The sequence below is a fragment of the Kribbella sp. NPDC055071 genome (assembly GCF_053608045.1).
This window is the reverse complement of record NZ_JBSGUS010000025.1, coordinates 20,624-45,432: the sequence shown is the minus strand read 5'-3', so window position 1 is coordinate 45,432 and position 24,809 is coordinate 20,624. Positions and strand designations below refer to the sequence as shown.

The 24,809-nt window shown below is 68.7% G+C and carries 25 protein-coding genes; 19 read left to right on the top strand and 6 right to left on the bottom strand.

The window, feature by feature from the left end:
- Nucleotides 1-53 precede the first annotated feature (53 nt).
- On the top strand, nucleotides 54-2,312 hold the full coding sequence (locus ACWF4Z_RS32295) for an outer membrane protein assembly factor BamB family protein (protein ID WP_452246970.1): 2,259 nt from the start codon (nucleotides 54-56) through the stop codon (nucleotides 2,310-2,312).
- On the opposite strand, the gene ACWF4Z_RS32290 is transcribed toward ACWF4Z_RS32295, so the two are convergent.
- Nucleotides 2,309-3,184 (bottom strand): Gfo/Idh/MocA family protein, encoded by an 876-nt coding sequence (locus tag ACWF4Z_RS32290; protein WP_452246969.1) that lies wholly within the window; start codon nucleotides 3,182-3,184, stop codon nucleotides 2,309-2,311. The genes ACWF4Z_RS32295 and ACWF4Z_RS32290 overlap by 4 nt on opposite strands.
- A 188-nt stretch (nucleotides 3,185-3,372) precedes the next feature.
- On the opposite strand from ACWF4Z_RS32290, the gene ACWF4Z_RS32285 reads away from it, so the two are divergent.
- Both ACWF4Z_RS32285 and tuf read left to right on the top strand, forming a co-directional pair.
- A complete protein-coding gene (locus ACWF4Z_RS32285; RefSeq protein ID WP_452246968.1) occupies nucleotides 3,373-5,751 on the top strand; it encodes a hypothetical protein in 2,379 nt (792 codons plus the stop codon).
- Between the two features lie 287 nt (nucleotides 5,752-6,038).
- Nucleotides 6,039-7,226 (top strand): elongation factor Tu, encoded by a 1,188-nt coding sequence (gene tuf, locus ACWF4Z_RS32280; protein WP_452246967.1) that lies wholly within the window; start codon nucleotides 6,039-6,041, stop codon nucleotides 7,224-7,226.
- Nucleotides 7,227-7,266: 40 nt separating this feature from the next.
- On the opposite strand, the gene ACWF4Z_RS32275 is transcribed toward tuf, so the two are convergent.
- Both ACWF4Z_RS32275 and ACWF4Z_RS32270 read right to left on the bottom strand, forming a co-directional pair.
- Nucleotides 7,267-7,524: a DUF4031 domain-containing protein gene (locus ACWF4Z_RS32275; protein WP_452246966.1), complete on the bottom strand. Its 258-nt coding sequence runs from the start codon at nucleotides 7,522-7,524 to the stop codon at nucleotides 7,267-7,269.
- Complete coding sequence (locus ACWF4Z_RS32270; RefSeq protein ID WP_452246965.1) at nucleotides 7,521-8,225, bottom strand: copper homeostasis protein CutC; 705 nt, start codon at nucleotides 8,223-8,225, stop codon at nucleotides 7,521-7,523. Before ACWF4Z_RS32270 ends, ACWF4Z_RS32275 begins: the two co-directional genes overlap by 4 nt.
- A gap of 123 nt (nucleotides 8,226-8,348) precedes the next feature.
- Between ACWF4Z_RS32270 and ACWF4Z_RS32265 the strand changes: the two genes are divergently transcribed.
- The 3 genes from ACWF4Z_RS32265 to ACWF4Z_RS32255 all read left to right on the top strand — a co-directional run bounded on the left by ACWF4Z_RS32265 (nucleotide 8,349) and on the right by ACWF4Z_RS32255 (nucleotide 10,276).
- Nucleotides 8,349-9,386 carry a LacI family DNA-binding transcriptional regulator gene (locus ACWF4Z_RS32265; protein WP_452246964.1) on the top strand — a complete coding sequence of 346 codons (1,038 nt, stop codon included), beginning with the start codon at nucleotides 8,349-8,351 and terminating at the stop codon, nucleotides 9,384-9,386.
- 114 nt (nucleotides 9,387-9,500) lie between these two features.
- Nucleotides 9,501-9,710: a hypothetical protein gene (locus tag ACWF4Z_RS32260; RefSeq protein ID WP_452246963.1), complete on the top strand. Its 210-nt coding sequence runs from the start codon at nucleotides 9,501-9,503 to the stop codon at nucleotides 9,708-9,710.
- 221 nt (nucleotides 9,711-9,931) lie between these two features.
- Nucleotides 9,932-10,276, top strand: coding sequence for a hypothetical protein (locus ACWF4Z_RS32255; protein WP_452246962.1), 345 nt, complete (start codon nucleotides 9,932-9,934; stop codon nucleotides 10,274-10,276).
- Between the two features lie 28 nt (nucleotides 10,277-10,304).
- Here the strand turns inward: ACWF4Z_RS32255 and ACWF4Z_RS32250 are convergent, their stop codons facing one another.
- Together ACWF4Z_RS32250 and ACWF4Z_RS32245 are read right to left on the bottom strand one after the other, a co-directional pair.
- Entirely contained in the window at nucleotides 10,305-10,823 is a 519-nt protein-coding gene (locus ACWF4Z_RS32250; protein WP_452246961.1) for a Clp protease N-terminal domain-containing protein, read from the bottom strand.
- The gene (locus tag ACWF4Z_RS32245) at nucleotides 10,823-11,047 is read right to left on the bottom strand and encodes a hypothetical protein (RefSeq protein ID WP_452246960.1); all 225 of its coding nucleotides are present in this window, start codon (nucleotides 11,045-11,047) and stop codon (nucleotides 10,823-10,825) included. The genes ACWF4Z_RS32250 and ACWF4Z_RS32245 overlap by 1 nt, the downstream gene beginning before the upstream one ends.
- Nucleotides 11,048-11,164: 117 nt before the next feature.
- Here ACWF4Z_RS32245 and ACWF4Z_RS32240 point away from each other — a divergent pair, with 117 nt between their 5' ends.
- The 4 genes from ACWF4Z_RS32240 to ACWF4Z_RS32225 are packed head-to-tail and all read left to right on the top strand — an operon-like array spanning nucleotide 11,165 to nucleotide 13,160.
- Complete coding sequence (locus ACWF4Z_RS32240; protein WP_452246959.1) at nucleotides 11,165-11,494, top strand: ArsR/SmtB family transcription factor; 330 nt, start codon at nucleotides 11,165-11,167, stop codon at nucleotides 11,492-11,494.
- Nucleotides 11,491-11,958, top strand: a complete 468-nt coding sequence (locus ACWF4Z_RS32235; protein ID WP_452246958.1) for an SRPBCC domain-containing protein — start codon at nucleotides 11,491-11,493, stop codon at nucleotides 11,956-11,958. Before ACWF4Z_RS32240 ends, ACWF4Z_RS32235 begins: the two co-directional genes overlap by 4 nt.
- Nucleotides 11,959-11,961: 3 nt before the next feature.
- Nucleotides 11,962-12,567, top strand: a complete 606-nt coding sequence (locus ACWF4Z_RS32230; RefSeq protein ID WP_452246957.1) for a dihydrofolate reductase family protein — start codon at nucleotides 11,962-11,964, stop codon at nucleotides 12,565-12,567.
- 2 nt (nucleotides 12,568-12,569) lie between these two features.
- Nucleotides 12,570-13,160, top strand: coding sequence for a dihydrofolate reductase family protein (locus ACWF4Z_RS32225; RefSeq protein ID WP_452246956.1), 591 nt, complete (start codon nucleotides 12,570-12,572; stop codon nucleotides 13,158-13,160).
- On the opposite strand, the gene ACWF4Z_RS32220 is transcribed toward ACWF4Z_RS32225, so the two are convergent.
- The gene (locus ACWF4Z_RS32220) at nucleotides 13,139-13,789 is read right to left on the bottom strand and encodes an aminoacyl-tRNA hydrolase (RefSeq protein ID WP_452246955.1); all 651 of its coding nucleotides are present in this window, start codon (nucleotides 13,787-13,789) and stop codon (nucleotides 13,139-13,141) included. The two genes, ACWF4Z_RS32225 and ACWF4Z_RS32220, sit on opposite strands and share 22 nt — an antisense overlap.
- 33 nt (nucleotides 13,790-13,822) lie before the next feature.
- Between ACWF4Z_RS32220 and ACWF4Z_RS32215 the strand changes: the two genes are divergently transcribed.
- The 9 genes from ACWF4Z_RS32215 to ACWF4Z_RS32175 all read left to right on the top strand — a co-directional run bounded on the left by ACWF4Z_RS32215 (nucleotide 13,823) and on the right by ACWF4Z_RS32175 (nucleotide 24,796).
- Nucleotides 13,823-14,614: a thymidylate synthase gene (locus ACWF4Z_RS32215; protein WP_452246954.1), complete on the top strand. Its 792-nt coding sequence runs from the start codon at nucleotides 13,823-13,825 to the stop codon at nucleotides 14,612-14,614.
- Nucleotides 14,615-14,749: 135 nt separating this feature from the next.
- Nucleotides 14,750-16,009 (top strand): toxic anion resistance protein, encoded by a 1,260-nt coding sequence (locus tag ACWF4Z_RS32210; RefSeq protein ID WP_452246953.1) that lies wholly within the window; start codon nucleotides 14,750-14,752, stop codon nucleotides 16,007-16,009.
- A gap of 30 nt (nucleotides 16,010-16,039) precedes the next feature.
- Nucleotides 16,040-16,621, top strand: a complete 582-nt coding sequence (locus tag ACWF4Z_RS32205; protein ID WP_452246952.1) for a hypothetical protein — start codon at nucleotides 16,040-16,042, stop codon at nucleotides 16,619-16,621.
- Nucleotides 16,618-18,036 carry an AAA family ATPase gene (locus ACWF4Z_RS32200; protein ID WP_452246951.1) on the top strand — a complete coding sequence of 473 codons (1,419 nt, stop codon included), beginning with the start codon at nucleotides 16,618-16,620 and terminating at the stop codon, nucleotides 18,034-18,036. Before ACWF4Z_RS32205 ends, ACWF4Z_RS32200 begins: the two co-directional genes overlap by 4 nt.
- On the top strand, nucleotides 18,033-19,355 hold the full coding sequence (locus ACWF4Z_RS32195; RefSeq protein ID WP_452246950.1) for a hypothetical protein: 1,323 nt from the start codon (nucleotides 18,033-18,035) through the stop codon (nucleotides 19,353-19,355). The genes ACWF4Z_RS32200 and ACWF4Z_RS32195 overlap by 4 nt, the downstream gene beginning before the upstream one ends.
- Nucleotides 19,352-20,347 (top strand): glutamate ABC transporter substrate-binding protein, encoded by a 996-nt coding sequence (locus ACWF4Z_RS32190; RefSeq protein WP_452246949.1) that lies wholly within the window; start codon nucleotides 19,352-19,354, stop codon nucleotides 20,345-20,347. Before ACWF4Z_RS32195 ends, ACWF4Z_RS32190 begins: the two co-directional genes overlap by 4 nt.
- Nucleotides 20,344-21,468: a hypothetical protein gene (locus ACWF4Z_RS32185; RefSeq protein WP_452246948.1), complete on the top strand. Its 1,125-nt coding sequence runs from the start codon at nucleotides 20,344-20,346 to the stop codon at nucleotides 21,466-21,468. The genes ACWF4Z_RS32190 and ACWF4Z_RS32185 overlap by 4 nt, the downstream gene beginning before the upstream one ends.
- The gene (locus ACWF4Z_RS32180) at nucleotides 21,465-23,747 is read left to right on the top strand and encodes a tetratricopeptide repeat protein (RefSeq protein WP_452246947.1); all 2,283 of its coding nucleotides are present in this window, start codon (nucleotides 21,465-21,467) and stop codon (nucleotides 23,745-23,747) included. The genes ACWF4Z_RS32185 and ACWF4Z_RS32180 overlap by 4 nt, the downstream gene beginning before the upstream one ends.
- Nucleotides 23,732-24,796, top strand: a complete 1,065-nt coding sequence (locus ACWF4Z_RS32175) for a protein phosphatase 2C domain-containing protein (protein ID WP_452246946.1) — start codon at nucleotides 23,732-23,734, stop codon at nucleotides 24,794-24,796. The genes ACWF4Z_RS32180 and ACWF4Z_RS32175 overlap by 16 nt, the downstream gene beginning before the upstream one ends.
- The last annotated feature ends 13 nt before the right edge of the window (nucleotides 24,797-24,809 follow it).

The window sequence follows — 24,809 nt, the reverse complement described above, 5'->3', positions numbered from 1 at the left end:
GTGGTGGGTTGATCGAGCGGTGGTTGTAGGGGTGCGACTGGCAAACTGGTGCGGTGGTCGAGCTCCGTGAGAGGTGGGACGAGCTGGTGCCCGGCTCGGCCTCGCTGGCAGACGAGCTGGTCGCCCGGTACGTCGAGCGCACACGACGCGCCTATCGGGACCACTACCTCCTTATCGTGCTCAATGCACTGGATTCGCTGATTCAGCTCTCCACCGACCCGACATCGGTCCGGTTGGCGGCGTGGTTTCACCGCGCGGTGCATCAGCCCGGTGGCGGACCGGCAGAGGATGCGGAGTCCTCGGCGCGACTGGCCGAACAGCTCCTCCCGCGGTACGGCGTCCCGCCGATCCGCATCGCCGAGGTGGCCCGCCTGATCCGCCTGACCGGTGCGCTGGCCGCTCCCCCACCGGACTCCTACGCACCACCCCGCCGCGACGCGAACGGCGACGTACTGCTCGACGCCGTCAACGCAGTCCTGGCAGCCGACCCCAGCCGGTACATTGCCCACACCGCCGAGGTGCGCCGGGACGCCGGCGACCGAAAGGCCACGATCGAGCAGCGGTACGACGAGGTCCGCCAACTGCTCGACGGCCATCTCTATCGCACCCAACTGGCCCGACAACGGCTCGGCCCAGTCGCACGCGTCAATCTGGAGTCAGAGCTCAGCGGACTGGACAGCGAACTCCCGGCGCCCTGGCGCGGTTGGCAGCAAGCCACTCTGACCGCGACGGCCACCTTCAGCGCAATCGCTGCCGCGGTAGTCGCCATAGCGGCATCCGGCGCATCCTGGTCGGTCCCGGCCGTCGAGACCGAGGTCGGCTGGCCGCCCGTCGTACTGGCCGCGGCCGCGTTCTTCAGCGCACCAGTGTTGTTCCGGTGTGCTCGGAGTGCCAGTCAACGCTCGCGGCTCATCTCGGGCGCGGTCGTCGCCATTGCCGTCACCGGTCTGCTCATCGCCTGGGCTCGGGTCCCCAAGACCAACCCCGCGACTGGCGTCGGCCTGAGAGTGCCGCTACTGATCTCAGCGCTCCTCTTACTGCTTCTGGCCGGCACAGCGGCACTGGTCGCCTCGCTATTGCGTACGCGGACGGCCCGGTTTCTCCCGGCCCGCAATGTCGGTCAGCAGCTCGCGTGGCTGGCAGTGCCGGCAACAGTGGCGCTCATCCTGCTGTTGATCGTGCAGCCGCTGGCGCGCAACTACGTACTGAACTCCAACGAGCGAGTGGAAGGCACACCGCGGGAGCCAGGTCAGGCCACCGCATCGACGCTCGACGGCACGGTCGCCTGGGTCAGCAAGACGCCACAAGGTGGCGCCGAGGGCGCGATCGGCACCCGGTACGGCATCGCGATCCCGCGGCCGAGCGGCGTGATCGAGATGCTGGACGCCGCCACCGGCGACCTGCGCTGGCGCTACAGCCGCTCCGACTCCGACGAACCGCCGAACATCGTGGCCACCGGCGATGGTGACTACGTGCTGGCGGAGTTCGCCGACGTCGGCTACCTGCTGCTCGACGCGAACACCGGTCAGCGCGCAGCGGCCTGGCCGGGGCGATCCCGGGGGCACCTCATCCAGCAGGCCGAGCCGCTGCTGACCGGCGAGCCAGCAGCCGGCGGATCCGGCAAGCTGCACGGCGTCGAGCCGGACGGCCATGAGCGGTGGACCTTCGAGCCGGGTGGCTGCACCGACGTCAACGCCGTCTCCACGGCTGAGACCGTGGTGGCATTCCTGGGACACAGCTGCAACGACAAGCCCGACGAGCTGACCGCACTGGACCTGAAGTCCGGGAAGCAGCTCTGGACCAAGGCGTCCGCCGACACCTATCGACGTCCGGTCGTCGTGGCCGGTCTGGTGGTTGTGGCCGAGCCTGGCGGGGATTCCGACGTACCCGTCGCGCTGACTGCCATCGAGCCGCGGACGGGTGACATCCGCTGGCGCTGGCCGGTGCCGCGGACGTGGTCGTGCCGGACATTGCTGAACGCGGCCGGCAAGTACGTGATCGTCGTGGACTGCCCTGGCCCCAACACTCTCGAGAACCAGAGCACCGTGGTCACAGCCATCGACGCGAACACCGGTCTGACCGCCTGGCAGCGGACCGCACCGGTCAGGCCACGGGTGAAGGTCACCGTGACCACCGACGGCCGCGTCATCTCGCTTGGGCTCGGCGCGACCGGCTGCGTCGCCAGCGTGATCAGCCGGACGGCGTTCCGTCAGGTGCCACTCCCCACCGGCATCTCGTGCGGCCGTGACCCCCGCGCCATCGGCAACCTGGTGCTGGCGTCAGGCACCAACACCGTCATCGCATTGCACTAGCGCAGCTGCTGCTCGGCGGATGCCAGTAGCTCGACCACGCGAGTCCCGAAGGCGACATCGATCGGATGCGACTCACCTGACTCGGCCGCGGCGATCAGCTCCGCAGCGGCGAGTGGAATGGACTCCGCGCCGGAGGTGGGGCTGTCCGGGAGGTACGCCGTACCGGACTCGCCCCAGACCGCCGTCTCAAAGCTGGTGCCGCCGGGTGGGGCGGACAGGGTGATGCTGGCAGTGCTGGTCGCACCTGACTCGTGGGTAAGGACAAAGTGGGCCAGGCCGTCTGCTCCAGCCACTGCGGTGAGCTCTGCGATCGGGCCGAGGAGTGCGGTCAGGTTCGACAGGGCGTGCGGACCGACGTCCCACAGGGCCGCCCACGGCTCGCGTCGCCAGACCGATTCCCGGAACGGATTGTCCGGCGCGTCCAGCGAGGCGAGCAGCCGGGCCCAGCCACCGCGCCAACCACCACGCGCCTTGATGTCGGCGAAGAACTCGCGCATGACCGGATCGAACTGCTGCGTGAAGAACACCACCGACGCGATCCCCTCGTTCGCGGCCTCGTCGGCGAGTGCGCGAGCGTCGTCGACGGTGTCCGCGACCGGCTTGTCGAGCAGCAGATGCTTGCCGACGGCGGCCGCTTCCAGCGCCATCGAGGCCTGAACCTTCGGCGGTACGGCGAACGCCAGGGCGTCCACCGATTCGAGTAACTCAGCGTAATCGTCGTACGGAGTCACGCCCAACTCTGTAGCGAAGGCGACGGTGCTGTCACGATGCCGGCCCCAGACGCCGACCAACTCGACCTCGGGCGCGGCCAGCAACCCCGGTCCGTGCGCCATCCGCGCCCACGGACCCGTGCCCACCAAGCCGAACCGCATCAGCGCTCCTCACCAGAAATTGTGACCTGTACCGCAATTCCACCGCTGGAATTCGATGCCTGCCGCACCCTTCGACCCTCCCTTTGAGGGGCGCTAGGACACGAGCCGATATCGCTTTGGCCACGAGACTATCCGTGACCCCCGGATCGGTCGGCGGGGACTCCCGGCAGGTGCGAGACTCCCATGCCATGGACCTGCGCGACCAGTGGAATCGCCTGCTGCCGCACGCGCAGCCGTTGGGCGAGGATCTGCTGGGTCGTTACGCAGAGCAACATCGCTCCTATCACGACCAGCGGCACCTCACCGAGATGCTGCAGACGATCGACGAACTGGCCGAGACCGCCGACGACGCGAACGCGGTACGGCTGGCGGCCTGGTTCCACGACGCGATCTACGACCCGCAGGCCGACCCCGGCGAGAACGAGGAGGTCTCGGCCCAGCTGGCCGAGCTCGAGCTGGCGGCGTACGGCGTCGAGGCCGAACGGGTCGAGGAGATCGGCCGGCTGGTCCGGCTGACCGCCAAGCACGACTGCGATCCGGACGACCACAACGGCGCCGTCCTGTGTGACGCGGACCTGCGCATCCTCAGCCTGTCCCCGGAGCGGTACGACGAGTACGCGGCCGGCATCCGGCAGGAGTACGGACACGTCAGCGACCGGGACTTCGCCCGCGGCCGGATGTCGTTCCTGCAGAGCCTGGCCGAAACGCGGCTGTACGCGACCGACCGAGGGCACAGCGAGTGGGAACGGGCCGCCCGGGACAACATCGCCAGGGAGATCGAGTCTCTGGGCCCTAAGGCGGCCCGGCCGATCGGCGGGCTGATCCCGATCGTCTACTTCGGTGCTGCGCTCGGAGTGCTGATCGCAGCCTCGGTCCTGCTCGGACGTGGCCTCGGTGCGGCTGCCAAGTGGCCGGCCGACCCGAGTGACAGCGGCGGCTTCCCGGTCTGGGCCCCGATCGCCGGTACGGCGTTGGCAGCCGGCCTGGCGAGTGCATGGTTCCGGCGGTCCCAGGCGCGACTGCTCACGATCCCCGCGCTCGTGTTCGTGGCGGTCGGGCTGGTCGCCATTGGACTCTGCTGGTGGCGCTGGCCGGCCGCACAGCCCGGTGCGGCGCTGTCCGAGCGTTGGCCGTATCTGATGCTCGCGTCGGTTTCCCTGGTGCTGGTGGGTGCACTACTGGCGTTGGCACGGCGGTTGCGGCTCGCACCGCCGTACGCACAGGCTCCGCCCCGCGCGTTGGGTCTCGGCGTCACTGTGGTGTGTGGGGCGTTGCTGGCCTGGGTTGTGGTGTCGGCCGGTGAGCCGTTCGTGCAGGCCCGGCTGGAGACCGCCAACACGGTCAGTACGACGACCACGATCCAACCGAACCAGCTGCCCGTGCAGCTCGACGGAACGCTCGCCTGGAGCCGCGAGGTGCCCGCGACCGGCGCTATCGCGGGTACAGCGGGTGGAGTGGCCGAGCTGCGGTCCGACGGGGTCGTTGTCTCCGACGCGACCACTGGTCAGATCCGGTGGCGGTACTCGCGGACCGACGTTCGGGACGCGGCTTCCAGCGGCTCCAAGGGGCTACTGGTATCGGCTGATGGGCAGACTGTCGCGGCGCACCTTCCGTATGCGTACCGCGAACCGGCGGGCATCGACCTGCCGACGTACGCCGTACTCGATGCGGTGTCCGGTCAGGTCCTGACCGAGGTCCACACCGACGGGACCGCACTGGCCGTTTCCCGGGATCAGCTGCTCGTGGCTGAAGGCAACTACGTGGTCGCGCACGGCGTGAGCAGTCCAACGCATTGGCGGACCCAACTGCGGTGCCAGGTGACGCAGGGCGAGTTGATGGGCGACCAGGCGGTCGTCGTGGACGCATGTGGTGGCAACGGCGCCGTCGTACGCGGACTGGACCTCAAGACCGGCGATCAACGCTGGGAGGTCAGTCTGAGCGACAGGTTCGACCTCAGTGCCGAGCTGGATCCGTCCACGTGGGTTGGCGATCTGGTCGCCGTACCTGACACCCGGGAGGTGTCTGGTCTGATCTGGACCGCTGCCGCGGGCGGGACGCTGTACCAGTGGTCGATCGACGTCGGCGAAGGCCGCATCCTCTGGACGACGCCAGTGCCGGGCACACCGCGGCCTCGACTCGGCTCCTCGTCGTGTGACGCACAACTGGCCGCCACCCACGCTTCACTCGTGCTGATCACCTGCCGGAACGCCACCGACTCCGGACAGCCCCAGACGTACGACGTCTCCGCGCTGAGCCCGGCCGATGGCACGCCGCAGTGGCACCACCTGTTGGAGGTACCACCGAAGCTGCAGCAGCCGGAGTACCCACGGGACGGCTTCGGACTGCTCCCGGATGGGCGCGTGGTCACACTGATGCCGCAACAGAACGGCAGCTGCTCCCCGGTTCTCATCGGCACCACCGGCATCCAGCCCCGCCAGATCGTGGCCGGCCCGACCGCCGCCTCGGTAGCCCAGTCCGAAGAGGTCACCTGCAACAAGCCGGCCGTCACAGTGGCCGGCGCCCGCCCGGTCTTCTCCGACGGCACGAGGCTCTTCGCCCTCAACTGACCACCTGGGAATTACGTTGCCGGGTCGGGTGTTGGAAACTACCGTGATCCGCATGTACCGCGTGGTTTTCGAGCTCGACCTGTCAGGCACCGGCCTGACGGGCGCTCCCACGTGGGCTGCGTCAGTCGATTCAGCCGCTACTCGAAGCTGACCCTCCTCCTGCAGATCAGGACCCGCGGAGGAGGGTGGCCCGAGACCGGCCCCCTCCGCGCGGTGACAGCGCTGCGGAAGGCCTGCCGGAGGGTCCTGGCTCTTCGACAATCTTCTGACCAGCAAAGGAAACACTCATGGCCAAGAGCCAGTTCGTGCGGACCAAGCCGCACCTCAACATCGGCACGATGGGTCACGTCGACCACGGCAAGACCACTCTGACCGCCGCGATCACCAAGGTGCTCGCCGAGCGCGACCCGAGCGTCAACCGCTTCGTCGCGTTCGACGGGATCGACCGGGCGCCGGAGGAGGTCCAGCGCGGGATCACCATCAACATCTCGCACGTCGAGTACGAGACGGCGACCCGTCACTACGCGCACGTCGACATGCCCGGTCACGCCGACTACGTGAAGAACATGATCACCGGCGCCGCGCAGGTCGACGCCGCGATCCTGGTCGTCTCCGCACAGGACGGTGCGATGCCGCAGACGCGTGAGCACGTGCTGCTCGCGCAGCGCGTCGGCGTGCCGTATCTGGTGGTCGCGCTGAACAAGGCGGACGCCGTCGACGACCCCGAGCTGCTCGACCTGGTCGAGCTGGAGGTCCGTGAACTCCTGTCGGAGTACGGCTTCCCGGGTGACGACGTACCGGTGGTGCGCGTGTCCGGCCTGAAGGCGCTCGAGGGCGACCCGCAGTGGACCGCGGCGATCGGTGACCTGCTGGACGCGGTGGACAACTACGTGCCGGTGCCGGACCGTGAGCTGGGCGAGCCGTTCCTGATGCCGATCGAGAACGTGCTCACCATCAGCGGCCGCGGGACAGTGGTCACCGGTGCGGTCGAGCGTGGTTCGCTGAAGCTGGGCGACGCGGTCGAGGTGGTCGGTCTCGGTCCGACGGTCACCAGTACGGCTATCGGTCTGGAGACGTTCGGCAAGTCGCTGGAGTCCGCGGACGCGGGCGACAACGCGGCGGTGCTGCTGCGTGGCATCAAGCGCGACGAGGTCCGTCGCGGCCAGGTGGTGGCGTTGCCGGGCAGCGTGCACCCGCACCGGAAGTTCCGGGCGAACCTGCACGCACTCTCCACCGCCGAGGGCGGCCGGCACACGCCGTTCGCGGCGGACTACCGCCCACAGTTCTACTTCCGTACGACGGATGTCTCCGGTGGCATCGACCTGGGTGAGATCAACCTGGTCATGCCGGGCGACACCATCGAGCTCGGAGTACAGCTGGAGAAGCCCATAGCGATGAACGTGGGCCTCGGCTTCGCAGTCCGCGAAGGCGGCCACACAGTCGCCGCAGGCACAGTCACCGAGCTACTCGACTGACAGACGGCCCCCAACCACACGGTTGGGGGCCGTTCCGTTGTCAGGTGCCTTTGCGGTGACGGAGGCCGGCGGCGATCAGGCGGCTGACCAGTTCGCGGCTGGAGACCGGTACGGCGCCGGCGGCGACCAGGGCGTCGTACCGGTCGCTGGGGACGTCGTAGTGGTCGCGGTCGAAGCCGCGGGCCGGGATGCCGGCGGCCTTGGCGAACGTGTGCAGCTCTTCGAGTGACTCGTCGCTGACCAGGTGGGACCAGACTCTGTCCCAGGCAGGCCAGGCTGGTGGGTCGATGAGGATCATTCGCGCGCGTCCTGGGCGTCGAGCAGGTTGCGCCAGGCCCGGACGAACCGTGAGTTCACGTACGCCTTGGTCCACGAGCCGTCCTGACGGACCGATGAGCCGACGTGGAATCGCCGTACGCCGCTCTGGTACAGCCAGGGCACGTGCTCTGGCTGGAGACCACCGCCGGCCATCATCACGCCGGCCACGGCGGAGTCCTCCTTTGCCAGCCTGCACAGGTCATCGAGCCCATGTCCGACACCGAGCGACGACCCTGCGGTCAACACACAGTCCAGCCCCGGCAGAGACCGCAGTGCCCGCCAAGCCGACGCTTGCTCGAGTACGGCGTCAATCGCGCGATGGAATGTCCACGGCGTCCCGGCGAAGGTGCTCACGAGTGCAGCCACCGACTCCGCGTCCACCGTGTTGTCGGGAGTCAGGAACCCCAGCACGAACCCGTCCGCGCCGGCCGACAGGTACGACTGGGCCATCGCGGTGAGCCGGTTCTGCTCGGCGCCGTTGATCGTGAACGAGTTCGTCAGCCGGAGCATCACCCGCAACGGCAGATCGGTCGACCGCCGGATCGCGCTGACGGTCGACACCGACGGAGACAACCCGTCGGCCTCCATCGACGCGCACAACTCCAGCCGGTCCGCCCCACCCTCCTGCGCCGCCTCGGCATCCGCTGGGTGCAAGGCGATGATCTCGAGCAACGAACCCATGGGCGCAATCATCCCCCGGACGTCACAGAAATTGGTGTTGCACTCCGCCGGGGTCTTCTGTATCGTTTTTCTAGAACGATTTAGAAGAACGATTTAGAAGAACGATGCAGAAAGGTGGGCGCGATGGCCGGGGTCACGCTCAAGACGGTTGCCAAGGCAGTCGGGGTGTCGCCGTCGACCGTGTCGAACGCCTACAACAAACCCGACCAACTGTCCGCCGCGCTGCGCGAGCGGATCCTGAGCACCGCCCAGGAGCTCGGGTACTCCGGTCCGGACGCATCCGCCCGGGCTCTGCGCAGCGGCAAGGCCGGTGCGATCGGGGTGCTCTTCACCGACAAGCTCTCCTACGCCTTCTCGGATCCGTACGCGGTCGGCTTCTTGGCCGGCCTGGCCGAGGTGGCAGAGGAGTTCAGCACCAGCTTGATGCTGATGCCGCTCAGCTCGACCGACATCGCCGGCGGCAGCAACGCCGTCCAGCAAGCAGCCATCGACGCGGCCGCGATCTTCTGCGTGCCGAGTGGACACCCGGCCCTCGACATCCTCGCCAACCGTGGCATCCCGGCGGTCTCCACCGACCGCGGCGACCACCCGGACCTGTCCTGGGTCGCCATCGACGAGGTGGAGGCGGCGGCGCAGTTGGGCGAGCACCTGGCCCGGCTCGGTCACCGCGAGATCGTAGTACTGGTCGACAACGCCCAGGCGGCCGGTGGACGTCCGGTCGAGCTGTCAGTTGACGAGGTCGGCTACACCGACTGCGAGCTGCGGATTCGCGGCCTGCAGAAGGCCATGCCGGACGCCCGGCTGCGCATCGTCTCGGGTGGTCACAACGCCTTCAGTTCTGGGCTTGCCGGCGCGGAGTGGGTGCTCGACTCGCAGGATCGACCCACTGCGATCGTCGGACTGAGCGACGTACAGGCACTCGGCGCGATGGAGGCGATGAAGGTCCGCGGACTGGTCCCTGGGCGGGATCTGACCGTGGCCGGGTTCGACGACATCCCGGCCGCCGCACCGGCCGGACTGACCACGGTCCGGCAGCCGATCAAGGACAAGGGCCGCGCGGTCGGCCGGATCCTGCTCGACCCGGCCGCCACCGAGCGCCAGATCCTGATGCCCACGCAGGTGGTCGTCCGCTCCAGCAGCGGACCCGCACCGAAGCGCTGACAACTCCACACCGCACCCAGGACCCACTCGGGTTCCCGGGGTGATACCGCACGACTTCCGACGGCCACCCGGTCCGCCGGCCGACCCACCATGCTCTCAGAAGGGAGCAGAACCATGTCCTTCTTCGCCGCCAACACCGCAGTCGAGAACGCTCGGGCCCTGGCACAGTCGGCCCTCCCGAACGCTCCCCAGCAGCCGTACGACGAGCCGGCCCCGCGCCGCCTCACCGCGGTCCGCGCCCGCCTCAGCGCCACCCTCCGCAGCACCGCCGACCGCGAACTCCGCCTCGCCAACCGCCTCGACCCCAACCCCACCTGCAACTAACCCACCACCACCCGAACCCGCCCGCCCCTCCGCCACCCGAACCGACCCACCACAGCCGACTTTGTGCACCGGATCCGCATCCAGACGCCACTCACGTACGGATCCCGTGCACAAAGTCGCCATGAGCGGCGGCGAGCGGCGGCCGGCGGCGAGCGGCCGGCGGCGGGGGTCGCCCGGCTGGGGTGGGGTTTTGTCGGTTGGGTCTGGCACTCTGAAGGGCGATGAGTGAGCCAGGGGTGTTACTGACCGCGCGAGCGATGATCTTGCATGATCTGGCCGCGCGGGGATTCGACGACGCCGTGATGGTGTCGCTGCTCGAGGACGCGGTCGCCGGGCGGCAGTGGTGGCTGGACCAGTGGCCGGACGGCGCTGAGCACATCGCCGGGCTGGTCGCCCAGGACGTCCAGGACCGTCTGGTCGACTCCGGCATTCGCTGGCCGCGCTGCACCGCCTGCGACGACCTCCACGACCACGAGCTCCGCATCGAGCCCGAGCTCGGCCCCGACCCCCACTGGGTCTGCGAACGCGCAGGCATCACCGTCGCACCCCTGGGCCACCTCACCTAGCCTCCGGCCAATACCTGATGGTTCTCCGTCAGTGGTCGCCGTCGGCGAGGGCGCCTGCTGCCTTTTCGCGGAGGGCGGCTCGGTCTACGCCTGCTACCTCCAGGGCGCGGGCCACTCGGCCGCGGTCGGTGTCGAGGAGGCCTACCAGGATCCGGGTCGGACCGATCCGGCCGGACAGTTTCGGGGGTGCGTCCATGGCACGCCTGAGCACCAGCTTCGTCGTCTCGCCGATCGACGGTTCGCGCTGTCGGTCCACTGTTGCCGATGGCAACAAACCGACCCGGAACAGGACGCCGGCGACGGCCAGGCTGTGTTCCCACTCGCGATCCAGCGCGGACCGGATCGCGTCCTCGGTCAGACCCGCCTCGGCCAGCATCCGCGCGGCTGACGTGGTCTTGGTCGCGGCCAGAGCGAGCAGCACGTGCTCCGCCTCGACCGTGCGGGACCCGTCCCGACGGGCCTCCTCGCGCGCGCCGCGAACCAGCAGCGCGCGAACATCCTTGACATCACTGGACCGCTCATCGCGTCCGGGTGCATCCGACGGCATCAGCGCCTCCTCAGGGTGACTCCGGCGGCCATCAGCCGCCGGGCGTGTTTCTTGTGCACGGCCTGCCGGGTGATCCCCAGCACTTCGGCGACCTCGGCCCAGCTCCAGCCGGCCCGCATCGCCTGCTCCACCTGGCTGTCCTCCAGCCGGTCGGCCAGCCGGCGTAACGCAACCACCGCGGCGAGTCCGGCCGCGGGGTCCTTGGGGTCCACCAACTCGGTCATATAAGCAACTTAGGTTGACAGGTCGCAGTTGTCAACCTGGGTTGCTAGCCCTTGACGACAGCCGCGATCCGTTCCTATAGTCAACACATCAGTTGATCAAGGAAATGGTTGATAAAGATGACGGTTGACGACGAGCAGCTCGATCGGGCCTTCACCGCGCTCGGTGATCCGGTCCGGCGGGCGATGATCGCGCGACTGTCCCGCGGCCCGGCCACCGTGAACGAACTGGCCGAACCGTTCCCGATCACCAAGCAGGCGGTGTCGCGGCACATCCAGGTGCTCGAGACCGCCGGGCTGATCACCAGGACCCGCGACGGGCAACGCCGCCCGTGCCACCTGGTGCCGACCGCCCTCGAAGCACTCACGAGCTGGATCGACAACTACCGGCTCGAGACCGAACGCCGCTTCCGCCGGATGGAAGCACTACTGAAGGAGCAGAACCAGTGACTGGCACCGTCATCAACACCCCGGCCGGCACCCCGTTCGTCGAGGTCACCCGCGAGTTCGACGCCACGCCGGCCCAGCTCTTCCGGATCATGACCGACCCCGACCTCGTCGCGCAGTGGCTCGGCCCGCGCGAACTGGAGGCGACCGTCGAGAAGTACGACGTACGCCCGGGCGGGACCTACCGCTACATCCACCGCGACAACTCCGGTGAGTACGCGTTCCGTGGCGTCTTCCACACCGTCGAGCCGGAGAAGCTGATCGTCCAGACCTTCGAGTGGGAAGGCGCTCCGGGCGAGGTCTGCCTGGAGAAGGCGACCTTCGAGCCGACCGAGAAGGGCGTCCGGCTGCACCAGCAGTCGGTCTTCCCATCGGTGCAGAGCCGGGACCAGTCGATCGAGTGCATGGAACACGGCATCCGCGACTCCATGGACCGCCTCGCCGAGCTCGTCGCCAAGGAGGGCTGACCGATGACCCAGGTCGTCGTCGAGATCTCGGTCTCTCTCGACGGTTACGTCACCGGCCCGAACGTCGCTCTCGACAACGGACTCGGCGACGGCGGTATGGCCCTGCACGACTGGGTCTTCCACGGCAACGACGCGGACCAGGCTGTTCTCGACGCGGCGTTCGACACCACCGGCGCGGTGATCCAGGGGCGGAACCTGTTCGACATCATCGATGGTCCGCAGGGGTGGAGCGACGAGCTGGGGTACCACGCGAACCGGACCGGCGTGGTGAATCCACCCATCTTCGTCGTCACCCACTCCGCACCGGAGAAGACGCGACTCGGGGATCGGTTCACGTTCGTCGACTCTCCTGCCGAAGCGGTCGCCCGCGCCAAGGAAGTTGCTAATGGCAAGGATGTGGTCGTGATGGGCGGCGGCCAGATCTGCCACGAGGTCCTCGCCGCCGGGTTGGCCGACGTACTGCGGTTGCACGTGGCAACCGTCGTACTGGGCGACGGCACCCGGCTGTTCCCGGCCGAGGCCGCACCGCCGATCGGCCTGGAGCTGGTCGAGTCGATCTCGACTCCGGCCGCGCAACACCTCACTTATCGAGTCACGAAGGAGAAGTAGCTATGGGCAACGTTGTCGTCTCTGCAGTGGTGTCGCTGGACGGATTTGTGGCCGACACCGACGACGCGGTCGGGCCGCTGTTCGACTGGTACAACAACGGACCGGTCGAGGTGTACGGCACCGATCAGGGTCGGCCGTTCCACGTCAGCCAGGCCAGCGCCGACTACATGAACTCGACCTGGCCGACGGTCGGAGCCTGCGTGATCGGCCGGCACCTGTTCGACATCACCAACGGCTGGAACGGCGTACCCGCCGTCGGGGACCACGTCTTCGTGGTCACGCACGAGCCGCCGACGGACTGGCCGTTCCCCGATGCCCCTTTCACGTTCGTGAACGGGATCGAGGCGGCGATCAAGCAGGCCAAGGAGTTCGCGGGCGACCGCTACGTGACGGTGACCGGTGGCAACATCGGCGGCCAGGCGCTCGCGGCCGGCTTGGTCGACGAGATCTCGTACAACGTCGCGCCAGTGGTCTTCGGCACCGGCGTCCGCTTCTTCGGTGACTACGTCGGCGACCAGATCCTTCTCGACGACCCGCGCGTCGTCCAGGGCGACCGGGTCACCCATCTGCATTATCGCGTCAGCAAAGGATGATCCGCGACGACGGTCCGGGACCCGGGTGCCACCTCGGTGAAGCCCGCGTCCTGGACCACGGGTAGGCCGCTGGCCAGCAAGGCCTCCCATTGCGCGGGTGTCGCCGTACGCACCGCGAGCGCGAAGTCTGTCGCCGCCCACTCCTTGCGGCCCTCGGCGGACAGTTCCCACCAGGCGAGCTGCGCGGCGTGACCGCACTGCGCCATCGCCTTACCGCTGGACATCTCCAGCGACGGATTGACCCACAGCACCGGTACGCCGGGCTCGACCGCCGGAAGCTCGTCGGGATCCTCGAAGTCGGTCCCACTCACCTGCAGGTTCGCAAGCTCAGCCGGTACGGCGTCCATCGGCGTCGGCGGGAACACCCGGACCTCCGCGGTCACTCCGGACATGGTGATCCCCGGCAGCGCCGAAGCCCGCCGCCACTCGATCCCGCGGCAGCGCTTCACGATCTTGCGGATCCGGTCGTCCTGCCACGCAGTCATCGCCTCGGCCCACTCCCCCTCGCCGACCGACCGCTCGTCGGCCAGGATCGCCAGCACCGCCCGCGCCGCCGTCTCCAACGCGTCCGTCTGCGCCGGACGCGCATTCTTCTCGACTCGCACCACGAGAGTCAGCACCTGTTCCACGCCGCGAGTCTGCCAGGGCTGTAAGTTGGCGGCATGCAGCAGTACCTGGATCTTCTACGGCACGTCCTGGACAACGGAGTCGAGAAGGGAGACCGGACCGGCACGGGGACGCTGAGCGTGTTCGGGTACCAGTCGCGGTACGACCTGCGCGACGGCTTCCCGGCGGTGACGACCAAGAAGCTGCACCTGCGGTCCGTGATCGGGGAGCTGATCTGGTTCCTCAGCGGGTCGACGAACGTGAAGTGGCTGCACGAGAACAACATCTCGATCTGGGACGAGTGGGCCGACGCGGATGGCGAGCTCGGCCCGGTCTACGGCTACCAGTGGCGGTCCTGGCCGACTCCGGACGGACGGCACGTGGACCAGATCACCAAGGTGATCGAGTCGATCAAGACGAACCCGAACTCCCGCCGCCACCTCGTCAGCGCGTGGAACGTCGCGGACGTGGACGACATGGCGTTGCCGCCGTGTCACACCATGTTCCAGTTCTACGTCGCCGACGGCCGGCTCTCCTGCCAGCTCTACCAGCGGTCGGCCGACATCTTCCTCGGAGTCCCGTTCAACATCGCGTCGTACGCGTTGCTGACCCACATGGTCGCGCAGCAGACGGGCCTCGAGGTCGGCGACTTCGTGCACACCCTCGGCGACGCGCATCTGTACCTGAACCACCTCGACCAGGCCCGCTTGCAGCTCACCCGCGAGCCCCGCGCCCTGCCGACCCTGGAGTTGGCGAAGCGCGATTCGATCGACTCCTACGAGATCGCGGATGTCGAGCTCGTCGGCTACGACCCCCACCCGGGCATCAAGGCCCCCATCGCCGTCTGACCGATCAGGTAACAACGAGTAGATATCGAGGCCACCGGGAAGACCTGGAACCGCGTAGATTGTGTGCGCGTCACGTGAGGTGACAGCACGCGGGCGTTGGGGACGCTTCGCAGAGGCCACCGGAGGGGAACGACGATGACCGAAGCAGACAACACAGCAGGTGCCGCGGCGGCGCAGCCGGCGATGGCCCCGTTGCAGCCGCCGACGGCCACCGCGCCGGGCCTGATACTGACCGCGCCGCCGCCCTCACAGGCCGTGGTCGCGACCTCCGCGCCGAGTCTCGCGCCGGCCGTCGACGCCGCCGCGCTCCCGGGCCTGGACTCGAAGGTCGACTCGTTCCTGTCCGCGCTGATGAGCGCCGAGCCGCGCTCGCCGGAGTTCGCCGCCAGGGCCACCGACGTCCGGAGCATGGGCGACGTCGACATCCGCGCCGCCGCGGACAGCTCGAACCGACTGCTCAAGGCGCCGGTCCGCGCGCTCCAGGAAGGCGGCCTGTCCGAGGGCTCGACCGTCGGCAAGACGCTGCTCGACCTTCGCCGTACCGTCGAGGACCTGGACCCGAAGGAAGCCTCCGGGCCGAAGAAGCTGCTCGGGATGATCCCGTTCGGGAACAAGATCGAGGACTACTTCCGCAAGTACCAGAGCGCGCAGAGCCATCTCGACGGCATCCTGCACAGCCTGCGCAACGGTCAGGACGAGCTCGGCAAGGACAACGCCGCGCTGAACCTGGAGAAGCAGAACCTCTGGGACGCGATGGGCCGACTGAACCAGTACGTGTACGTCGCCGAGCGGCTCGACGCCCGGTTGTCCGCGGCGATCGCCGAGCTCGAGGTGACCAACCCGGACAAGGCGAAGGCCTTCCGCGAGGACGTGCTGTTCTACGTCCGGCAGAAGCACCAGGACCTGCTCACCCAGCTGGCCGTGTCGATTCAGAACTACCTGGCGATCGACATCGTGATCAAGAACAACATCGAGCTGATCAAGGGCGTCGACCGAGCGTCGACCACCACGGTCTCGGCGCTGCGTACGGCGGTCATCGTCGCGCAGGCCCTGGGTAACCAGAAGCTCGTGCTGGACCAGATCACCGCCCTGAACACGACCACCAGCGGCATGATCGAGCGCACCTCGCAGATGCTGCGGGACAACTCGGTGGCGATCCAGCAGCAGGCCGCGTCGGCGACGATCGGGTTGCCGCAGCTGCAGGCGGCGTTCGCGAACATCTACGCGACCATGGACGCGATCGACACGTTCAAGGTCGAGGCACTCGACAACATGGCCGCCACCATCGGCACGCTGGAGACCGAGGTGACCAAGTCCCGCAGCTACCTGGAGCGGGTCGAGCAGCAGGACCAGCGGGTTGTGCACGGCAGCCTCGACCTCGACCTCGGTCGCTGATCCAACGTCGGCTGGGGGACGGGGAACTGCATGGCGTTCGGTGACTTCATCGCGCGGCTCACTGGCCGCAAGGAGGAGCCCGAGCCTGCCCCGACTCCCCGCGCCCCGACGAACGACGACCTGCTGGCAGCCCTCGTCCGCGTCGAGCAGTTGGTCGCGGACGGCGCCGTACCGGCGGTGGTCGCGTCCCGGGTCGGCCGGGTGGTTCGCGTCGTTCGGGAGACGATCCCGCGGCTCGGCAACCTCGGTGGGAGCGCGCAGGCGTACTCCGTGATGGCGACGGCGACGGACTACCTGCCCGAGGCGATCGGTGGGTATCTGCGGCTGCCACGGCAGTGGGCCGACACGCGGCCGGTCGACCGCGGCAAGACGTCATTGATGATCCTGATCGACCAGTTGGACCTTTTGGCCGCAACGATGGACAAAGTGTTCGACGCAGTGAACCGCGCCGACGCGGCGGCGCTGATCGCGCACGGGCGGTTCCTGCAGGAGAAGTTCGGCACCGGCTCGACGGGTGGCGGCCTGGCACTCGGTCCGACTGCGTCGACGCCGCCACCGGACACCGGCTCGAGCGGGCCGTTACAACCACCACCTGGACGAGGAGGGGCATGAGCGGCGAGGGGGGACTACCCGCGGCACTATCACAGCTGCAGGCAGTGGCTGCTCGGGCCGGGGTCGGGGAGGACAAGGCCCGGGCAGAGGGGCTGTCGCTGGCCGCCGCCCTGGCCGAGTCCGCGCCGGGCGCACCGGCCGATTGGGGCAAGGCAGTCGAGGGTGCGACGACACAGGACTTCTTCGACGCCGCAGTACGTGGTCGTCGTTGGCGTGGTGCACCGACTGCCGTGCTGTCCGAGCTGGTAGCGCAGTCCTCGCCGGAGAAGGCGGCGTACGCCGAAGCGCTGGCCGAGATCGCATCCGCAGCCTGCACGCTGGGTGAGCCGACCATGCGGGTCGTCGGAAACGCATCCGTGGCGGCTGCTGCGCAGCTGCAGGCCGCGGGCGCACGCACGTTGCAGGTAGGCGCTGGTCTGATGACTCCGCCGGCTGACGCCACCCGACCGGCCGGGGTTCCGGCAGTCACCGCGCAGACGGTAGCCGCGGAAGCGGCAGCCGAGGAGGCGGCGGTACAGCCGGCGAAGACTGTCGAGGAGCTCCTGGCGGAGCTGGACGACCTGACCGGCCTGGCCCGAGTGAAACGGGAAGTGCACCGCCAGGTCGCCGTACTGCGGGTGGAGAAGCTGCGGACCGAGGCTGGTCTGAAGAGTCCGACCATCACCAGGCATCTGGTCTTTGTGGGCAATCCAGGGACCGGAAAGACCACAGTGGCGCGGCTGGTCAGTGGGATCTACAAAGCGCTCGGCCTGCTGTCGAAGGGCCAGCTGATCGAGGTCGACCGGTCCGAGCTGGTCGCCGGGTACCTCGGCCAGACAGCGACGAAGACCGCCGACGTGGTCGCATCCGCGGTCGGTGGAGTGCTGTTCATCGACGAGGCGTACAGCCTGACGTCCGGTGACACTGGCGCCGACCAGTACGGGCGGGAAGCGGTCGACACCCTGGTCAAGGAGATGGAGGACCGGCGCGACGACCTGGTCGTGATCGTGGCCGGATACCCCGAGCCGATGGCGACGTTCATCGAAGCGAACCCGGGGCTGGCGAGCCGGTTCCGGACCACGATCGAGTTCGACGACTACAGCAACGACGAGCTCATCGACATCCTCGGCGGGCTCTCCGAGGCCGCCGACTACGAGCTGGTGCCCGAAGCGCTGGAGAAGTTCCGGGAGATCCTGACCGCGACGCCGCGGGACCGTTCGTTCGGTAACGGCCGGTTCGCGCGCAACGTGCTGGAGGCCGCGATCGGCCGGCAGGCCTGGCGGCTCCGCGACGTGACGGCACCGACGACCGACCAACTGCGTCAGATCCTTCCAGCGGACCTGACGGACGAGCCCGACGCTGCAATTGACCCTGCAACTGACGCTGCAACTGGCGCTGGGGCAGCAGACCAGTCCGAGCAAGGAGATGAGGCGTGACCCAAACCCAGAGTGCGCCGCCCGCGACCTGGTCGCCACCGGCCCCACAGACCGTGCAGCCGTCCGGCCCTACGCAGACCAGCAGGCGCAACGCCATCAGCGCCTGGTTCGCAGGCACCCCGGGCCGGATGCGTGCGTTCCTCATCCTGGGCGCGGTGGTCAGCATCGTGTTCGGCCTCGCCGCGGCCCAGGGATACAGCCAGTCGAACGGCGCTCTCGAACGCGCGGAGGCCAACGCAGCCCAACTGGTCCGCATCCAGGCGATCCACACCAACCTGGTCAGCGCGAACGCCGACGCGACCAACGCCTTCCTGGTCGGAGGCCTCGAGCCGCCCGCGCAACGACAGCACTTCGTCGACTCGATGGCTGCGGCCGCCAAGGCGATCGCCGAGGCGGCCACCGCGCAGCCCGCGGACCAGAACGCCTTGGGTCAGCTGAACACCACCCTGATCACCTACCAGGGTCTGATCGAGCAGGCGCGCGCCAACAACCGCCAGGGGCTCCCGATCGGCTCGCAGTACCTCAAGGACGCGAACGCCGTACTGCAGAACGACTCGCTCCCACTGGTGAAGGCGTTGGTGGATGCGAACGAGAAGCGGACCGATACAGAGTTCGACGGCATCGGCTACGGCATCTACTGGGTTGTGATCCTCGGTCTGCTCGCGCTGGTCGTTCTCTTCATCACCTTGCGCTGGCTGGCCCGGCGTACGCATCGCTACCTCAACATCCCGATCGCGGCCGGCGGAGTGCTGATCCTGCTGACCACAATCGTCGGTCTGGCCTCACTGTCCACAGCATCCAGTAGCGCGTCCGACACCCGGTCCAACGCCTACGCGAAGACGCTGGCGTTGTCGACGGCCCGGATCGCGGCGTACGACGCCCGCTCGAACGAGAGCCTCACCCTCATCGCCCGGGGTTCGGGTGACGCGTTCGACGCGGCCTACAACGAGTCGGCCGCCACAGTAGACGACTCGCTCCGCAAGGCCTCCGGTACGACGGACGGCCTGGACGGGCTGTGGAAGGCCTACAAGGACGTGCACACTGCCATCCGCACGGCCGACACCGGCGGCAAGTGGGACGACGCCGTGGCCATGGCGGTCGGTACGGCGAAGTTCACCGACAACTCGGTCGAGACGTTCACCGCGTTCGACAAGGGCTCGGCCGACCAATTGGCGCAGACCAGCGGCGACGTGACCGACAACCTCTCCGAGGCGCGCCGCGGAATTCGCTTGTTCGGGTGGCTCGGGCTGCCGATCGGAATCCTCGCGGCCTTGCTCGTCGCATGGGGCATGGCGCAGCGACTGGAGGAGTACCGATGAAGAAGCTCATCCCGGCCGTAGTCGCCGCCGCTGTCCTGCTCACCGCCTGCAGCTCCGGCAACTACGCGGAGACAAAGCTCCCGGTCGAGCCGGGAGCCGGCCCGACGACCACGACGGCTCCCCCCGCACCGAAGCCGTGCACGGACGGTCAGGGACCGTTGGCGTCGTACGCACCGGACGCCTCGACCCCCGCCCCCGGCGCCAAGGAGATGCCGGCGGGCTCCTACATGGCCAAGATCAAGGCGAATGGACGACTCGTCGCCGGTGTCTCGGCCGACAGCCTGAACCTGGGCTCCCGGAACCCCTTGACCGGGGTGATCGAGGGCTTCGACATCGACATGATCAACATGGTCGCCGACGCGATCTTCGGCGCGCCCGCGCCGGGCCAGCCGCACAAGGTCGAGCTGCGGGTGATCTCCAGCCCACAGCGGATCCCGTCGCTGGACTCGAAGAACCCGGTCGACATCGTCGCGCGGAACATGACCATCAACTGCGACCGGTGGAGCAAGATCGCCTTCTCCGCCGAGTACTACCGCTCCGGCCAGAAGACGCTCGTACAGCGTGATTCGAAGGCCAAGAGCGTCGGCGACCTGGACGGCCAGACCATCTGCGCGCCGGCCGGATCGACCAGCCTGGACAACCTCAAGAAGAAGAACGACAAGGTCATTCCGATCACCGCCGACACCGACACCGGCTGCCTGGTGCTCTTCCAGCAAGGCAAGGCGCAAGGGATCAGTGGGGACGACACCGTGCTGGCCGGTGACGCCGCCCAGGACCCCTATGCACGGGTGATCCCAAACGAGACCTTCAGCCAGGAACCGTACGGTTTGGGCATCTCGCTGAAGAACAAGGACTTCGTCAAGTTCGTGAACCTCGCCCTCGCACAGATGAAGGCCAGCGGTGCGTGGAAGGTCTCGTACGACAAGTGGCTGGCGCCCGCGCTCGGCCCGGCGCCCGCGCCGCCGACAGCGATCTACGGCCGGACGCAATGACCGTTCGAACGCCGACCGTCAGCGCGCCGGCACCGCCGGGGCGGATCGGGAGCAGTATTCCGGCGACGGAGCTGCTCTCGTTCCTCGATGCGCTCGGGACCTGGCGGGACCGGCGCAAGGCCGAGCTCGACGAGCTGGACCAGGCGGCGCTGCACGCGCCGGACGCGGATGCGCTGAGTGCGGACGTCGTCCTCAGCATGGCCGTGTGGAAGGCCGTGTCGGATCGGTACGAACTGATCCTGGTGACGTGGGATTCCGGCCGGGTCGGGGTCAAGGAGACCGAACGGATCTCCACCTTGATCTGGGGCGGTCTGGACACCGGCGGCGCGGGCGGATCGCTGGCGGTTTCGTTGCCGGAGGCATGCAAACTGTCGGATGCACTGGCGTCCAGCCTGCGGGCCAAGCTCGCGCTGGAGCCCGGTGACGCCGACCTGGCCGCGCGCCTGCGCCAACTCCGGGCGGGCGTCGAGCGGATCAGCGACCTGGTCAAGCTGGAGCCCGTGAACGTCCGGAACGTCGCGCTCGCCGAGCACCACGATCTCGATCGCCGGGTGACAGACCTTGCCGACCGCAACAAACGCGGTGCGGACATCGGCGGGCTGATCGGCCCGCTCGAGATCGACGCCGCGCGGACCGAACGCGACCTGATCGTCGGGGCCGCGACCCGCAAGGAACGCTCAGCCGACGTCGCCCGGGCGCGCACGCTCCGCGGTGAGCTCGAGGCCCAGGGCACGGCAGTACGGGCGCTCGCCGGCAAGGCGGTCGCCGCGGTGAAGCCGGCCCCGCGCCTCGCCGTACCGGATGTGACCGCGCTCGGCCCGGTGCCGAACACCCCGGCCGAGCTGGAGAAGTACCTTGCCCGGCTGGACGCCGTACGACGGGCGTTGGGGCAGGCACAATCGGCGTACGGCGCGGCACTCGAACGACGCGACGAGCTCGCCGCCCGCCTGGACGCATACCAGGTCAAGGCGGACAGTGTTGCCCACGGCAACGAAGATCTCGCGGAGTTGTCCCGGCGTGGGCACGCGGTGATCGCGGCCGAGCCGGTCGACCTGATCAGGCTCGGCGCACTCGTCACGGCGTACCAGGCCTACCTGGAGAGCACGGGAGGGACCCAATGAGCACGACCACCGCCTGCACGCAGCCCGGCTGCACGGGCACGATCATCGACGGGTACTGCGACGTCTGCGGCTCGCCCGCACCGGCCGGCGCGGTCAGTCCGTCGGCGGTCGCCGGCGCCCCTGACGTCGCCGCTCCGGAGCACACGCCACTGGACCCGATCAGCACGCCGTCGACCGTCTCGCGCGCGTCGAACCGGCTCGCCTCGACGCCACTGGGTTCGGTCCGGGCCGCCCAGGCCGGGTCGAAGCTGACCCGCAAGCTCGGCACGGCGTCGACCCGGTTGCGCGGAGCGCGGCTCGGCGCCGGGCTGACGCATGTACCGACGATCCCGCCGATCGACGCGAGCAAGGCGATCCTGACCGACCCGCAGGTCCCGGAGGACCGCCGGAACTGCCCGAACTGCGGCAACCCGGTCGGCCGGTCCCGCGACGGCAAGCCCGGCCGGACCGAGGGCTTCTGCCCGCATTGCCGCAACCGCTTCTCGTTCTCGCCGAAGCTCAAGGCGGGCGACGTGGTCGGCGGTCAGTACGTCGTCCGCGGCTGCCTCGCCCACGGTGGGTTCGGCTGGATCTACATGGCCCAGGACAAGAACGTGTCCGACCGCTGGGTCGTCCTGAAGGGCCTGCTGAACTCCGAGGACCCGGACGCCGTCGCCGCCGCGATCGCGGAGCAGCAGTTCCTGGCCCGGGTCGAGCACCCGCTGATCGTGGAGATCTACAACTTCGTCACCCACGACGGCGCCGGCTACATCGTGATGGAGTACGTCGGCGGCACGTCGCTGAAGACGTTGCTCAAGCAACGGATGACCGCCAACCACGGCCAGTACGACGCGCTGCCGATCGACCAGGCGATCGCGTACATGCTGGAGATCCTGCCGGCCTTCTCGTACCTGCACGACCTCAAGCTGGTGTACTGCGACTTCAAGCCGGACAACATCATCCAGGTCGGTGACGCGGTCAAGCTGATCGACCTCGGCGCTGTCCGCAAGATTGACGACCCGGACTCGGCGATCTACGGCACCGTCGGCTTCCAGGCCCCCGAGGTGGCCGAGGTCGGCCCGTCGGTCGCCTCCGACATCTACACGCTCGGCCGGACGCTGTGCGTGCTGGCGATGGAGTTCCGCGGGTACCAGGGCCGGTACGTCGACACGCTGCCGCCGGTGAGCGAGGTCCCGCTGTTCCAGCAGTACGACTCGGTCTACCGCCTGCTGCTCAAGGCCTGTGCGAAGGACCCGGCGGACCGCTTCCAGTCCGCGGACGAGCTCCGGGTGCAGTTGCTCGGCGTACTGCGGGAGATCGTCGCGGACAAGCAGGGTGTCAAGGCGGCGCAGCACTCCGCCTCGTCGCTGCTGTTCGGTTCGCCGGGCGACAAGTCGATGAGCCTCGGCGACTCAGCCGCACCCTGGCAGCAACTGCCGTCGCTGATCTCCGACGACAGCGACAAGATGGCCGGCTGGCTGAAGACCGTCAGCGTGCCGGACGCCGCCAAGCGGCTCGAGTTGCTGGTCGACGCGCCCGAGTCGACACCACAGATCCTGCTCGAGATCGCGGAGGCCGCGCTCGAGGCCGGCCCGGAACGCTACGACATGGTCGACACTGCGGTCGCGGACCTGCTGGCCGACGACCCGTGGGAGTGGCGGGCGGTCTGGATGGCCGGTCTGGTCGCTCTGGCCCGAGGTGACGCAGCGGCGGCCCAGTCCGCCTTCAACGCGGTCTACGGCCAGGTCCCAGGCGAGCTGGCGCCGAAACTCGCGCTGGCGATCGCCTGTCAGCTCAGCGGCGAGTACGACGTTGCCGAGGGCCTCTACCAGACCTGTGCGCGCACGGACGCCAACTACATCGCGCCCTCGGCCTTCGGGCTGACGGCCATTCGAACCAAGCGGAAGGACCTCGACGGAGCCCTCGCCGCGCTGGACCTCGTACCGCGCACCAGCGGCTCGTACGTGACGGCGCGTCGCCAGCGAGCCGGACTGCTGGCAGGATCGGGGCGTGGCCTTCCCGCGCTCGCCCAGGCGATGGACAGCATCAACACGCTGACCATCGACCCGGTCGACCGGGCCAACCTGGCCGCGAACGTGTTCCGGACCGCCCTGGCCGAGGTGCAGCAGTCCGGTCCGCAGGAAGGACTGCGGATCGACGGCCGGGAGGCCACCGAGCCCGCCCTCAGGGACGGGCTCGAGGCCACCTACCGGCAGCTGGCCGGCCAGACCGAAAACCGGTCGGAACGGATCGCCCTGGTCGACCTGGCCAACGAGGTTCGAGGATGGACGTTGCGATGACGAGTACGACCCAAACGGTCTGCCCCAACTGCGGCGGGCCGGTGTCGGAGGCCGACCGGTTCTGTGAGGCGTGTGGCGCCGAGCTGAACCCCGGCACCAGCTCTCCCAGCACGCCCGCCCTGGACACCGACACCGAGCCGACGGTCGAGATCGACACCGGCGCCCCAGTGGCCGGTCCCTGCCAGTCCTGCGGCGGCGTGATCGGTGCGGAAGGCTACTGCGAGACCTGTGGCACCAAGGCCGCCAAGGTCCGCGATCACTTCAGCGAACAGCCCAGTCCGTGGGTGGCCGGGGTGTGTGACCGCGGGATCCGGCACAGTCGCAACGAGGACGCACTGGCGATCGCCGCGGACCTTGAGCCGGGCAGTCGGGCGTTGCTGGTCGTCTGCGACGGTGTCAGCTCGTCCCTCGACTCAGATGTCGCCTCACTCGCGGCTGCCCGCGCGGCTCGCGACGTACTGACCGCTGGGCACGCTCTGGGCATGGGCACTGAGACGTCTCGGGCCAGCGCGATCGTGGCCCGGCTGAACGCATCAGCGGATGCGGCCAATGACGCCGTACTGGCGAACACGAGTCCTGACAGCCCCAATCCGGCGTCGTGCACGTTCGTGGCGGCGGTTCTGGAGGACGGTCTGCTTGTGGCCGGGACCGTCGGGGACAGCCGCGCGTACTGGTTCCCGGACGCGGCCGAGGCGGTGGCGCTGACTGTGGACGACTCGTGGGCCGCCGAGCTGATCGCGACCGGTATCTCGCGTGCGGAGGCCGAGTCCGGACCGCACGCGCACGCGATCACCCGCTGGCTCGGCAAGGACGCACCGGACCACACACCTCGTACGACGACACTCCGGGTCGCCGGACCGGGCTGGGTCCTGGTCTGCTCCGACGGCCTCTGGAACTACTGCTCCGAGGCGGCACCGTTGGCCGACCTCGTCCGTCAGACCGCTGCGGGTTGCGGTGGCGAGCCACTGGCCACCGCGTCCGCCCTGGTCGACTGGGCCAACGCCCAGGGCGGTCAGGACAACATCACCGTCGCGCTTGCGCGGATTTGAGGGAGGAACCCGA

What these genes read in the sequence shown, in the direction of transcription:
- ACWF4Z_RS32290 (WP_452246969.1), bottom strand. Translation starts at nt 3,184, where the DNA reads ATGCGGTTCGGCTTGGTGGGCACGGGTCCGTGGGCGCGGATGGCGCAC.
- ACWF4Z_RS32285 (WP_452246968.1), top strand. Translation starts at nt 3,373, where the DNA reads ATGGACCTGCGCGACCAGTGGAATCGCCTGCTGCCGCACGCGCAGCCG.
- tuf (WP_452246967.1), top strand. Translation starts at nt 6,039, where the DNA reads ATGGCCAAGAGCCAGTTCGTGCGGACCAAGCCGCACCTCAACATCGGC.
- ACWF4Z_RS32275 (WP_452246966.1), bottom strand. Translation starts at nt 7,524, where the DNA reads ATGATCCTCATCGACCCACCAGCCTGGCCTGCCTGGGACAGAGTCTGG.
- ACWF4Z_RS32270 (WP_452246965.1), bottom strand. Translation starts at nt 8,225, where the DNA reads ATGGGTTCGTTGCTCGAGATCATCGCCTTGCACCCAGCGGATGCCGAG.
- ACWF4Z_RS32265 (WP_452246964.1), top strand. Translation starts at nt 8,349, where the DNA reads ATGGCCGGGGTCACGCTCAAGACGGTTGCCAAGGCAGTCGGGGTGTCG.
- ACWF4Z_RS32260 (WP_452246963.1), top strand. Translation starts at nt 9,501, where the DNA reads ATGTCCTTCTTCGCCGCCAACACCGCAGTCGAGAACGCTCGGGCCCTG.
- ACWF4Z_RS32255 (WP_452246962.1), top strand. Translation starts at nt 9,932, where the DNA reads ATGAGTGAGCCAGGGGTGTTACTGACCGCGCGAGCGATGATCTTGCAT.
- ACWF4Z_RS32250 (WP_452246961.1), bottom strand. Translation starts at nt 10,823, where the DNA reads ATGCCGTCGGATGCACCCGGACGCGATGAGCGGTCCAGTGATGTCAAG.
- ACWF4Z_RS32245 (WP_452246960.1), bottom strand. Translation starts at nt 11,047, where the DNA reads ATGACCGAGTTGGTGGACCCCAAGGACCCCGCGGCCGGACTCGCCGCG.
- ACWF4Z_RS32240 (WP_452246959.1), top strand. Translation starts at nt 11,165, where the DNA reads ATGACGGTTGACGACGAGCAGCTCGATCGGGCCTTCACCGCGCTCGGT.
- ACWF4Z_RS32230 (WP_452246957.1), top strand. Translation starts at nt 11,962, where the DNA reads ATGACCCAGGTCGTCGTCGAGATCTCGGTCTCTCTCGACGGTTACGTC.
- ACWF4Z_RS32225 (WP_452246956.1), top strand. Translation starts at nt 12,570, where the DNA reads ATGGGCAACGTTGTCGTCTCTGCAGTGGTGTCGCTGGACGGATTTGTG.
- ACWF4Z_RS32215 (WP_452246954.1), top strand. Translation starts at nt 13,823, where the DNA reads ATGCAGCAGTACCTGGATCTTCTACGGCACGTCCTGGACAACGGAGTC.
- ACWF4Z_RS32210 (WP_452246953.1), top strand. Translation starts at nt 14,750, where the DNA reads ATGACCGAAGCAGACAACACAGCAGGTGCCGCGGCGGCGCAGCCGGCG.
- ACWF4Z_RS32205 (WP_452246952.1), top strand. Translation starts at nt 16,040, where the DNA reads ATGGCGTTCGGTGACTTCATCGCGCGGCTCACTGGCCGCAAGGAGGAG.
- ACWF4Z_RS32200 (WP_452246951.1), top strand. Translation starts at nt 16,618, where the DNA reads ATGAGCGGCGAGGGGGGACTACCCGCGGCACTATCACAGCTGCAGGCA.
- ACWF4Z_RS32190 (WP_452246949.1), top strand. Translation starts at nt 19,352, where the DNA reads ATGAAGAAGCTCATCCCGGCCGTAGTCGCCGCCGCTGTCCTGCTCACC.
- ACWF4Z_RS32185 (WP_452246948.1), top strand. Translation starts at nt 20,344, where the DNA reads ATGACCGTTCGAACGCCGACCGTCAGCGCGCCGGCACCGCCGGGGCGG.
- ACWF4Z_RS32180 (WP_452246947.1), top strand. Translation starts at nt 21,465, where the DNA reads ATGAGCACGACCACCGCCTGCACGCAGCCCGGCTGCACGGGCACGATC.
- ACWF4Z_RS32175 (WP_452246946.1), top strand. Translation starts at nt 23,732, where the DNA reads ATGGACGTTGCGATGACGAGTACGACCCAAACGGTCTGCCCCAACTGC.